General features: G+C 65.5%; 7 protein-coding genes and 1 pseudogene. 5 read left to right on the top strand and 3 right to left on the bottom strand.

Translation table 11 applies throughout. The features are described 5' to 3' along the window. Positions 1–198: 198 nt before the first annotated feature. Positions 199–1,116, bottom strand: a complete 918-nt coding sequence (locus QM638_RS16125) for a sulfotransferase domain-containing protein (protein WP_415143461.1) — start codon at positions 1,114–1,116, stop codon at positions 199–201. Between the two features lie 41 nt (positions 1,117–1,157). Here QM638_RS16125 and QM638_RS16120 point away from each other — a divergent pair, with 41 nt between their 5' ends. Next, positions 1,158–2,066, top strand: a complete 909-nt coding sequence (locus QM638_RS16120) for a Gfo/Idh/MocA family protein (RefSeq protein WP_415143459.1) — start codon at positions 1,158–1,160, stop codon at positions 2,064–2,066. Here the strand turns inward: QM638_RS16120 and QM638_RS16115 are convergent. Continuing rightward, a complete protein-coding gene (locus QM638_RS16115) occupies positions 2,038–3,246 on the bottom strand; it encodes a M24 family metallopeptidase (protein WP_415143457.1) in 1,209 nt (402 codons plus the stop codon). The two genes, QM638_RS16120 and QM638_RS16115, sit on opposite strands and share 29 nt — an antisense overlap. Before the next feature lie 336 nt (positions 3,247–3,582). Here QM638_RS16115 and QM638_RS16110 point away from each other — a divergent pair, with 336 nt between their 5' ends. The 4 genes from QM638_RS16110 to QM638_RS16095 are packed head-to-tail and all read left to right on the top strand — an operon-like array spanning position 3,583 to position 10,944. Continuing rightward, positions 3,583–6,753 (top strand): amino acid adenylation domain-containing protein, encoded by a 3,171-nt coding sequence (locus tag QM638_RS16110; protein WP_415143455.1) that lies wholly within the window; start codon positions 3,583–3,585, stop codon positions 6,751–6,753. Between the two features lie 8 nt (positions 6,754–6,761). Further along, entirely contained in the window at positions 6,762–7,919 is a 1,158-nt protein-coding gene (locus QM638_RS16105; protein ID WP_415143453.1) for a M20 family metallopeptidase, read from the top strand. Positions 7,920–7,924: 5 nt separating this feature from the next. Beyond that, complete coding sequence (locus QM638_RS16100; protein WP_415143452.1) at positions 7,925–9,178, top strand: nucleotide sugar dehydrogenase; 1,254 nt, start codon at positions 7,925–7,927, stop codon at positions 9,176–9,178. After that, a complete protein-coding gene (locus QM638_RS16095; protein ID WP_415143450.1) occupies positions 9,175–10,944 on the top strand; it encodes a gamma-glutamyltransferase family protein in 1,770 nt (589 codons plus the stop codon). Before QM638_RS16100 ends, QM638_RS16095 begins: the two co-directional genes overlap by 4 nt. Positions 10,945–11,572: 628 nt before the next feature. On the opposite strand, the pseudogene QM638_RS16090 reads toward QM638_RS16095, so the two are convergent. After that, a pseudogene (locus QM638_RS16090) lies at positions 11,573–11,675 on the bottom strand (IS5/IS1182 family transposase); the annotation flags it as partial.

Below are 11,675 nucleotides of genomic sequence, written 5' to 3'. Positions count from 1 at the left end.
TCTCATCCTGGACATCGCTCCAGGTCTGGAACGGGTCAAGCGAGCAGGGCAGTGACCTGGTGGCACCCGGGGTGCATCGGCGCTCTGTCTGAGAACGCCGACAAGAGGATGGTGGACCAGTGAGCCCCACGGTGGTACCACCGCGCAAACTCGGTGGCACCACCGTGGCGCAGGTTGCACTAGCGGCCCTCGCTCCGATCAGAGCGTCCATCCGGGAGTGGTGGACCCCCGCGCCGCCTTCGCTGCAGCGGCCAGCAGCGGCCGCAACTTATCGGACTCCGGTCCCATTCGACCTTCGACCGCTACCGAATTCGCCAACGCGGTCAGGCTGTAGCCGAGTGACTCCATCAGCTGGCCAGCAATTCGCTCGACGTGGGCGACCTGTTCCGTGCTCATCTCGACCCGCCACACGCCAGGACGCCCGCTCCGAAGGTGTTGCGGGCTACTGGCCTGCATGGCCCGGAAATCTAGCTCTCCGAGCAGCCGATCGAGTCCGGCGGTCGGCACGTGCAAACCGAGCAACTCCGCGAGCGAGGACAGTTGTGCGGACAAGTCCCTGACCAAGTCCTCGTACCGGATGAGTTGGACTCGAAGCCGCTTTCGTGCCGCCAGGAAGGACACCACATGCTTCACCCAGTACCAAGCGAAGTCCGCAGCGGCCCGCTCGATGTAGGAGTCCGGATCGCCTTGGCTGACGTGATGGACTTTCCGGGAATAGTCTGTGTAGTGAAAGTGCGCCATCGACACCAGGGCGTCCCGCGGGTCGCGGACGATGTACAGCACTTGGTCGAAGGTGGCAAACTTGTCCGCGGCACCGGGATCATAGGGCGAATGGGTCCACACCAACGAGCACGACTCGACGAAACCGGGAAAGTCCCTGATCAGCTCTCGGAATCCCGAGGAGATCCCGAGGTGGCAGCCGAGTGGCTCGATCGACACCATGTCGATCTGGGCTTGGCCCGACAAACTCAACTCCCACGACTGGGCCTGCTGTTGGATCGCGTGCCCTGCAATGTAGCTCCTCCAAGGCGCACCCGCTTCGCGATACAACCCAGAGAGTGCCTTGTACAGCAACGAGTTGCCGCTGCGCGGTACGCCGGCCTGGAGCACCGTCATCCGCTGACGTTCCCTGAGGCAGTGACCCGATGAGAGTGGGGGTGGTCGGCCTGGGGAGCATCGCGCCATACTTCGTCCGCGCCTTGGACGCCCACCCCGACACGTCCTTGGCTGCCGTTTGCGATGTCTCGATGTCTGCCCGCGCCAGGTATTCCCGGTACGGCGTGCCGGTGTTTGCGGACGTGGCGGACCTGCTTCGCGCCGACGTCGTCGACGCGGTCGTGCTCACGTTGCCCAACAATATGCACTACCCGGTCGCTGCGGCCGCTCTGCGGCATGGCGTGCCTGTGTGCTGCGAGAAACCACTCACGATTACTCCGGGGGACGCCGCAAACCTGGTGGCACTGTCCCATGCGACACATACGGTGCTGTTCACCGCATTTCACCGCCGCTACAACGAAAACCTCCGCGCCTTGTCCGCCGGGTTGCGCCGGGCTGGACCGATCGCCCGCGTCAACTGCCGCTACCTGGAGAACATCGGCGAGCACACCGGGGGTGACGCGTGGTACTTCGATCGGGAGCGATGCGGCGGCGGCTGCGTCATCGATAACGGCCCCAACGCACTCGACGCGGTCCGCTCGTTGTTCGGTCAACTGCAGCTCACCGATGCGACCTTGTCGGACGTGCGAAACGGAGTGGAGTTCAAAGCCTGGCTGCGATTGCGCACCCAGGCAGGGGTCCCCGTCGACGTGGAGTTGGACTGGGCACTGCCGAGCGGTGAGGTCAAAGAAGTCGCCGTGACCCTCGAGGATGGCCGGACTGTGGTCGGTGACATGTTGGCAGGCTTCCCTGGGTTCAAGCACTCCCTGGCACACGAGTACGCCGGCATCGTCACGGACTTCGCCGCCGCCGTTCATACAGGCGGGGTGCACGGCGAGGAGGGCGCAAGCATCGTCGAGCTGGTGGACGAGGCATATCGGATCAGTGGACAGAGTCAGCCTCCACCGTGAACAGTCCTCGCGGGGCACTCGTGAGTAGGTCGTACCCGCCCGAACGGACCACGAGTGTCTCCTCGATCTGGACGCCGCCGAGGCCGAGTTCGTAGTACGGCAACTCGATGTTCAGAACCATGCCCTCCACCAGCTCGGGTGTGGGTGCTGCGACGTGGATGTCCGCGCTGCCGGTGGCACCCACCAGTAATGGTGCTTCGTACATCTCCAAACCGATGCCGTGGCCCACGTGGTGTCGCCGATAGTCGGGGATGCCGGCGTCCCGGACCGTGCCCACCGCCACGTCGAAGAGGTCGGCCACTTTGAGGCCAGGTCGAATGGCAACCAGCATTGCGTCGATACCCGTACTGATTGCATCGAAGCACCGCTTGAGGACCGGGGGAGGATCACCCAGCACCGCGGTGCGCCCAGTGTCTGCCCAGTAGCCACGGTAGCGTCCGCCGCAGTCGGAGCGGATCACGTCTCCCGGTCCGAGGCGTCTGTCGGTGGCCGGGAAGCAGGCCGAGCTCCTAGTGCCTAGTGACGTCTCGCAGTGTCCGGGGATCACCCCCGCGGCTGCAGTGGCGGACTGGATCACCCGTTCGAGGTCCACCTCGCGGTCACCCGCTGAGCACCCCGCGAAGGCCGTCTGGATACCAGCCTCGACCGCCAAGGCGGCATATCGCAGCAGCTCTACCTCGGAGTCGGCCTTGCAGACCCTCGCCCGACGCAGCAAGTCTGCCCGCTCCGTTAGCTGTGCCTCAGGGAGCGTCTCGGCGAGCGCTCGCCAGCGGGGCGGGGTGAGCCCCGTCTCGTCGATGCCCAGTCGACCGTTGAGCAGCCCGAGCTCGCGCAATGCGGATATGAGCGCGGCACGGGCAGACGGATGGTGCGGAAGGTCCGCGCGCATTTGCCCCAGGCGTCGTTCAGCACCGTCCAGCGTTGTCCCGGCCCGCCACGCTATGTGGAATGTGCCGTAGACGTGCACCCGGTCCACGTCGGCGGGCCGGTCGACGAGAAAATCGAGCGCGTCCACCGGAACGACGAGCGCCTTTTCGCCAGACGCCGCGATCACCGCGTAGACCTCCATGGCGGAGAACGTATAGATCGTCCAACTGTGGTAGCCAGTGAGGTAGGTGACGTGTTCCGGGCTGGTGGCCAGAAATCCATCCAGACCGTTTTCGACCAGCAGACGTGGCACTGAGTCGCCTCGCGTGGCCAATGTAGCCCTCCTCCTCCGAGGGGAGAAATAACAACCACGTTATCACCGCGCCAGGGTGCCTGGCTTCCCGAGCAGGGTGTGCGTCAGATTTGTTGGCGGCGTCAGACTGCGTCGGTGAGGGTGCTGGCGGTGGCGCCGGTGATGGACCAGTGCATGCCGGATTGCTTGAGGCGTGCGTCGATGATGGCTTTGCAGCCGGCTAGTGCCGCGGATTTGATGTAGTTGGACGGTTGGCCTTCGCGAGGATCTGGTCGGCGGTCTTGGTCACGTGTCGGGCGGGGTTAGGCTGGCCAAGGACTCGGGAAGGACGTGCCGATGCCTCAGCCGGACACGTGGAACGCCACCGCCGCAGAGTATCGGCGCGGAACGAACGTGCCGGAGGTATTCAGGCGTCAGGTAGCTCGAACCCCGTCCCTCGATGCGATCCGCACCCTCGACGGCCGCCGGATCCGCTACCACGAACTCGACCGGGCATCGGACTACTGCGCGCAGTTGCTCGGCTCTCATGGGGTGGGGCCGGGGACGTTTGTGCCCGTCTTGCTGCCCCGCTCACCCGAAATGGTGCTCACGATGCTGGCCGTATCCAAGTCCGGTGCGGCCATCGTCGGCGTGGACCCGGAAGCCCCTCCTGCCCGGATCGCCGAGATCGTGAACACGGTTCGCGCCCCCTTGGTCATCGGCTGTGGCTTGGAGCAGGTCGAGACGCCGATCTGGGTGCCGCCGCCAGTGGAGCAGGCCGCCGAGAAGATATCGAACCCACCGACGCCAGCAATAAGCAGCGACGACCCGCTTTGCGTGTTCTTCACCTCCGGCAGCACCGGGAAGCCTAAGGGTGCGGTGATACCACACCGGGCTCTGCTGCGACTGCTGGAGGGCAATCCGGTCAATCAACTGGGACCCGGAGTGGTACGGCCCCACACCTCGCCCATTGCATGGGACGTCGGATCATACGAAGTCTGGGCCAGCGTGCTCACTGGTGGCACAGCAGTTCCGGTGGCCGACCCGTACCCCAGCCCGGCTCTGTTGCGGCGCATGCGCGAGGCTGTCGATGTTAACGTGATTTGGTTAACGACCACGGTGTTCAACCTGTTCGTCGACGAGGACTTGGACGCGCTCGACGGCCTGCGGGAGGTTGTTACCGGTGGGGAGCGCCTCTCCCCGACACACGTCGCGGCGTTTCTGGATCGCCACCCGACAGTCCCGCTAATCAACACGTACGGTCCCTCGGAGTGCTGCACGTTTACCACCCTCCACCGGGTCCGGCCAGAGGATCCGGACCTACCAGACGGCATCCCGCTCGGGGCCCCTGTACAGAACACGGCTGTCCACATCTGCGACCGAGGCCGGATCTGCGACATCGGCGAACCTGGTGAGTTGTGTGTCGCCGGCGACGGGGTCGGGCTTGGGTATCTGGACGATCCCGACCGCACTGCTCGACAGTTCGTCGACCTGGAGGTCGATGGCCGAACCACCCGGGTCTACCGCTCGGGCGACCTCGCCTATTGGGCCGACGACGGCACGGTCCGATACTTGGGAAGAATGGATCGGCAGGTCAAGATCCGCGGCCACCGCGTCGAACCGCTGGAGGTGGAGCGCCTACTTCTCGGCCTCCCTGGCGTAGCGGCCGCGGCGGCCATACCGCGTGTGGCCGCAGACGGCTTGTGCCGGGACCTTGCGGCTTTCTACATCACCACGAACGGTGCCCCGCTGTCACACGAGTTAGTCCACGAGCGCCTCTGTCGTGACCTGCCCGGTTACACCGTGCCCCAACTGGTCCGTCATGTCTCGTCGTTCCCGCTGACCAGGAACGGCAAGCTCGACTCCGAAGCGTTGCTGGCGACGGTCGTTCACGGCGCCGCCCCTGTTGGCGCCGCGTGCGCCGATTCGGCCGCCTCCGCATCGTCACGACAGGCCGGGACCCGTTCGCAGGTGGAGGCGGCGGTCGATGACGTCCTCGCAGCGGTACTAGGGGGGAGCGACAAGGAAGCTCACATGTTCGACTCCGACAGATCCTTGTTCACCGTGGGTGCGACTTCCCTTGACCTCGGCCGCATCGCAGCGCGACTGGAGGCGCGACTGGGCGCCGTCCTTCCGATCTCGTGGTTGGCGGACCATCCGACCCGATCGGCCATCATCGACAGGCTAGACGGTCAAGTCGAGCAGCAACCATCCGTGCCGACTGCCCCAAGCCCTGTGTCATTGTCCGCGACCGAGTCGGCCTTCTGGCTGGAGCACCAGCTCAACCAGTCCGACCTCGCCAACTCGTGCCTGATCGGCTGGGATGTGACCGGCCCACTTGATCTTGAGGCTCTGGCCCGAGCAGCAGCCGCTGTGCATAGCAGACACGAAGCCTTGCATGCTCGGTATCCAGCCGGGGAGGAGCCCCTCGCTGTCCTCGACGGGATCGGCGATCCCGACGTGCGGCGGATGGTCGAGCAGGCCACTCCGGACGCCGCCCTCACTATCGTCGAGGCAGAGTTACTCCACCCCTTTGACCTGGACGGCGGACGAGTATGGAGGCTCGTCGTCGCTCCAGTGGATGAGTCCCGCGCTTTGGTCGGGGTCGCGGTCCACCACATCGCGTTCGACGGTTGGTCAGAGCACATTTTGGCCGCCGATCTCAGCGCCTGCTATCGGGCCGCGGTGACCGGGCAAGCGCAACCGCCAGGAGCGACACCCAGCTTGGCCACTGTCGCGGCGGAGCGAGTCCGGAAACTCGCCGCCCTCGACCTATCCGATCAGCATGCGTACTGGATTGGTGCCCTAGCCGACGTCCCTCGGCTGCGATTCCCGCCCCAGCCTCGCTGCGGTGTTAACGAACGCGACGCCGGCCGCAGCGGCATCCACCTTCGGATCGATGGTGGATGGTCCGCTGTCATTAACACCGCGCGGGCTGCGGGGACCTCGCCGTTCGTCGTGCTGCTCTCCGGCTACGCCGCGGCCGTCGCCGACTCGACAGGGTGCCCGGAGTTCCTCATCGGGTACCCGATCTCAACGCGCGCCGGTGGAGCGGTGGACGAGGCCATCGGCTGCCTCGTCGAGACCAGTTGCGCCCGAGTTCGCCCGGCCGGCGGGTCAGACATCGCTTCCGCGCTGGCCGCGTGCCAGGCGGACGTGGAGTCCGCACTTGCCGCTCGTGACGTGCCCTATCTCGAGGCGAGGCGGCAGACGCCCCGGCCTCCCGGCAGGCCGACAGCCAGCTTCCAGACACTACTCGCGCTGCAAGACGCCCCTGCTCCGCGCCTGGCACTGCCAGGCTGCATCAGCCGGCAATTGTGGATGCGGCCCGCGTCCATGATGTTCGACTTGGTCTGCGAGGCGTACCCGGCTCCCGACAGGGCGTTGACGCTGCGGCTGACTTGGTCTGGCGACACGGTCCCACCGGACGTCCCGGCCAACGTCGCGGAGACGCTCGACAAACAGTTCGACCGTGGGTCGACCGGTTCGGGCGGACCTGACATTCGGATCGACGACACCTTGGCATAAGGAGACAGATGCCAGACTTGGACGGTGCTGCAGACACCGAGGTCCTTCTTCCTCGGGTGGTCGTCACGATGCGCGCTCGAATGGACCGGATGGTCGATGACCTCCGCTTGCTCGTCGAGCAGGAGTCGCCCTCGGAGGACCTCGATGCGATCGCTCGGTGTGCCCGCACCGTCGCTGAACTCGGCACCGAGCACCTCGGGTGGGCACCCGAGCGATGCATGCTAGAAGGCCGCACTCACCTCATCTGGCGTACCCCAGGTCCTGTCCAGGTCATCTTGCTCGGTCACCTTGACACAGTGTGGCCAGTGGGCACATTGGTTGGCCGGCCGTTCCAGCTCGTCGACGGGAGAGCGACCGGCCCTGGCTGCTTCGACATGAAGGCCGGTCTAGTGCAGATGTTCCACGCTCTGTCAGTGGTGCCGGACCTGTCCGGGGTCACTGTGCTGATCACCAGCGACGAAGAGGTCGGTTCCCTCAGCTCTCGGCCGCTCATCGAGCGCGAGGCAGCGGGGGTTCGAGCAGCTTTGGTGCTGGAGCCCAGCAGCGGGGGGGCCTTGAAGACCGAACGCAAAGGCACCGCGCTCTACCGCCTGAACGTGACGGGCATAGCCGCGCATGCGGGCCTTGAACCCGAGCGCGGTGCGAACGCTGCGGTCGAGCTCGCGCACCAGATCATCGCCGTCGATGCGCTGACTGCGCCCGGTGATGCGACAACCGCCGTTCCCACGGTCTTCGAAGGCGGTACCGCCGCGAACACCGTGCCGGACACGGCCTCGCTCGCCATCGACGTGCGCGCGCCCTCCGTGGAGAGCCAACTACGACTGGAACGAGAACTCAGCAACCTCACGCCGACAATCGAGGGGACCTCAGTGGTAGTCCGAAAAGTGCATAGCCGTCCGCCCCTGTCGGCCGAGGCATCGCGAGACCTCTTTGAGGAGGCGGCCGGGTTGATGGAAATGCTGGGCCTGCCACCGCTGGAGCAGACCGCCGTCGGCGGCGGGTCCGACGGCAACATCACTGCCGGCATCGGGGTACGGACGCTAGACGGGCTAGGCGCAGTGGGCGATGGAGCCCACGCCGGCCACGAGTACGTCGAGGTGGCAGCCATGCCAGACAGAGCTGCGCTGCTTGCAATGCTGGTCGCCAGACTGTTGCGTCGGAGCTGAGGGCAATGATGGTCGCGGTCATTGGCCAGGGCTATGTGGGGCTCCCTCTCGCCGTGCACACAGTCAACGCGGGTCACACTGTTGTCGGCTTCGACACGGACTCGCATCGGGTTGCCAGCCTGCGCCGCGGCAATTCGGACATCGAGGATGTCTCTGGCGCAATCCTGCGGGAGGCGTTAGCCACAGGGCGATACCTGTTGACCGACGACGAGTCAGAGCTTGCCGGGTTCGACGTCGCTGTCATCAGTGTCCCCACGCCACTGCGAGACCGGGTGCCCGACCTGACCTGCATCGACAGTGCAGCCCGCTCCCTAGCCCAACACCTCACCATCGGGGCCACGGTGATCTTGGAGTCCACGACCTACCCGGGCACGACGGACGAACTTCTCGCCGACATTCTCGCCGACATCTCGGGCCTCAAACCGGGACTGGACTTCCACCTCGGCTACAGCCCGGAACGTGTCGATCCAGGTAACCCCGATCGGTCGGTGGCTCTGGTTCCGAAGCTCATCGCCGGTATCGATGGCGACTCCTTGGTTGCCATCGAACGTTTCTATCAGTCGCTCTCGATCCCCACCGTCGTCGTGAGCGGGACGCGTGAGGCTGAACTCGCCAAGCTGGCGGAGAACACGTTCCGGAACGTCAATATTGCGCTGGTTAACGAACTTGCGATGCTAGCGCACGACCTGGGAATTGACGTGTGGCAGGCCATCGACGCCGCCGGTACAAAGCCGTTCGGGTTCATGCGGTTCGCCCCCGGCCCGGGTGTGGGCGGCCATTGCTTGCCGATAGACCCCTCGTACATGTCTTGGCAGGTCCAGCGGCGTCTTGGTCGCCCGTTCCGATTCGTTGAACTCGCGAACGACGTTAACGACCACATGCCAGACTACGTCGTGCAGCGGCTCATGCGAGCGCTTAACGCTCGCGGGCAAGTTCTGTACGGGTCCCGGATTCTCTTGCTCGGCGTTGCATACAAGCCGAACACTGGCGACGCCCGCGAGTCGCCTGCTTGGCGAATGGCGGAGCTACTGGCCGATCTCGACGCCGAGGTGGTTGCTGCCGACCCTCACTTTCGCGGCAACATGAAGCACGCGACGCAACTGGTAGATGCTACCGGGGAAGAGTTCGCGTCCGCGGACGCGGTAGTGCTGGTGACCAACCACCGTGCCTTCGACTATGACCTCCTGGTTCGCCGGGCCAGGTACGTTCTAGATTGCCGAGGCTGCCTCCCTGTCGCCCCTCACGTGGAACGATTGTGAGCGGGTTTACCACGCGCCCCGAAATTGTCGGCACGCTGGGCGCGGTCGCCGCTACACACTGGCTGGCCGCTCAGTCTGGCATGGCGGTACTGGAAGCCGGTGGTAACGCGTTTGATGCGACGGTCGCCGCCGGCTTCGTGCTGCACGTCGTTGAGCCTCATCAGAACGGCTTGGGCGGGGACGCGGTGCTGCTCTGCCACCACGCCGGCTCTGACAAGACGTTCGTGCTGTGCGGTCAGGGACCGGCGCCCGACGCAGCTACGACGGATGCGTTCATCAATCTTGGGCTCGCGATGGTGCCTGGCGTTGGCCAATTGCCTGCCGTCGTCCCTGGGGCCTTTGGTGCCTGGCTTGACCTCCTAGCGAGATACGGCACGATGCGACTGGACCAAGTCATGCAGTTCGCGCTCACCTATGCCGAGGACGGCTACCCGCTTCCTGCCAACGCAGTCGAGGTGATCGCAACTGTTGCCAGCGTGTTCAGCGAGCACTGGACCGACTCGGCCGCGCTCTACCTCCCCAACGGGGAGGTTCCGAAGCCGAATGCCCGGTTCAGGAACCCGTCGTTGGCCCGGACGCTCCGCCGACTGTTAGGCGAGGCGCGCGCTGCCGGGCACCAAAGGGAAGCGCAGATCGAGGCAGCCAAGGCAGCATTCTATAAGGGATTTGTTGCCGAGGAGATCGACGCGTTCACCCGTCACGTCCCCGTCTGGGACGGGTCTGGTGAGCCACACACCGGCCTCCTTGCGTATGACGACCTGGCACGATGGCAGCCCTCCGAAGAGGAGCCTGTCCGTCTCGATTTCCGGGGCTTCACGGTGTGCAAGACAGGTCCCTGGGGACAGGGCCCCGTCCTTCTCCAACAACTCGCCTTGCTCGACGGGTACGACCTCGATGATACGACGCCCGGCTCAGCGGAGCTCGTTCACACCGTTGTGGAATGCGCAAAACTCGCCTTCGCGGACCGGGATGCCTTCTACGGCGATCCGCGGTACGCCGACGTTCCACTTGACGCACTGCTCTCCAGGACGTACGCGGACCAGCGTCGCGTCTTGGTCGGCCCTAACGCCGCGGCTGAGCGATGCCCCGGCACCCCCGGCGGACGGCCTGGTCGCCTGCCATATCAGTCTGATGCTGATGCTGCTGCTACGAACCTTCAGTCATTGGTGCCATCTGACAGAATCCGATCCGACACCTGCCATGTCGATGTTGTAGACAGATTCGGTAATCTGGTGTCGGCAACCACAAGCGGGGGTTGGCTCCAGAGCACACCGATCATGCCGACACTCGGCTTCGGGTTGCCGACCCGCGCGCAGATGTTCGATCTCCACGGAGGACCGAACGCCCTCCAACCCGGCAAGCGCCCACGGACCACATTAAGTCCCGGTCTGCTCATCCGCGACGGGAGCCCTTACCTGGCCTTCGGCACCCCCGGTGGTGATCAGCAAGACCAATGGCCTCTGATCTTCCTGCTCAATCACGTCGTGTATGGCATGGGACTTCAAGAGTCTCTCGACGCCCCGGTGTGGCACACCACGCATTTGTCTTCGTCCTTCCATCCGCGAACGGTCGAACCGCGTGGCTTGCACGTCGAGTCCCGGCTAGGGGGCAGCAGCTTGGCCGAGCTCCGGCGCCGCGGGCACAACCTCGCAGTGGAGGGGCCGTGGGGCAACAACAGGACTAGCGCAGCGGGACCTGCGGACGACGGGCTTGTTCGTGCGGCTGCGAGCCCACGTTCGATGCAAGGTTATGCGGTCGGACGCTAGCGGGTTCCGACTGCTGGGTCACACACGTGTCAGGCATTCGGCGACCCACCGTGAGCTCGCTCACCGATCGGTGCGTACTTTCTCCGCGTGAGGGGAGGGCCACCACTGAAATCGTGGCACCTGCTGACCGGCGGATTCAATGCGGCTCTTCACAATCCGTTGCCGGAGATGGTCACCACGCCCTCGACGTCGGCGCGCGTTGAACCAGGCGGGCACGGCCTGCGCCACGGTCCTGGCCAGCAGTGCCGCCTCGTCCTCCATGCGGAGCAGTCGCACCGACACCCAACCCGCCGGGGAAGGGGTCGGAGCGGGCCCCCGTCGCCGCCGAGACGGTCGAGGACGCCCGGCCCAGGCTCGCCACGCTGGAGCAGCGCAGCGTCGCCCTGGGCGCTGAGCCTGCGGTGGCGCGCCAGTCACGCGGCTACCTCGCGAGCCAGCATCAGGCGTGGGGCAGTCGACCGCGCGTCGCCCGCCAGGCTGCACTACGACAGGCTGCCGCGCTGCGCGAGGCGGCCCAGACCACGCGGCGGCACAGTCCGTCGAGCCCTACAGCCGCACGGCCCCTGACCGGGGCGGCACGGCATCGGCCGCTGGTGGGTCGTTGCCTAGGACGTGTTGGTAAACGTGGTCATTGTGCCCAGATCAGGGATGCTGCGAGGGTGAGCCCGGCGAGGTAGGAACGGGCGGTCTTGTCGTAGCGAGTGGCGATTGCACGCCACTGCTTGAGCTTG

The sequence above is a fragment of the Nocardioides sp. genome, assembly GCF_047606145.1.
Classification (GTDB): domain Bacteria; phylum Actinomycetota; class Actinomycetes; order Propionibacteriales; family Nocardioidaceae; genus Nocardioides.
The sequence above is the reverse complement of the archived record's forward strand: the minus strand, read 5'-3'. Positions and strand labels throughout refer to the sequence as shown.

What these genes read in the sequence shown, in the direction of transcription:
- QM638_RS16125 (WP_415143461.1), bottom strand. Translation starts at nt 1,116, where the DNA reads ATGACGGTGCTCCAGGCCGGCGTACCGCGCAGCGGCAACTCGTTGCTG.
- QM638_RS16110 (WP_415143455.1), top strand. Translation starts at nt 3,583, where the DNA reads ATGCCTCAGCCGGACACGTGGAACGCCACCGCCGCAGAGTATCGGCGC.
- QM638_RS16105 (WP_415143453.1), top strand. Translation starts at nt 6,762, where the DNA reads ATGCCAGACTTGGACGGTGCTGCAGACACCGAGGTCCTTCTTCCTCGG.
- QM638_RS16100 (WP_415143452.1), top strand. Translation starts at nt 7,925, where the DNA reads ATGATGGTCGCGGTCATTGGCCAGGGCTATGTGGGGCTCCCTCTCGCC.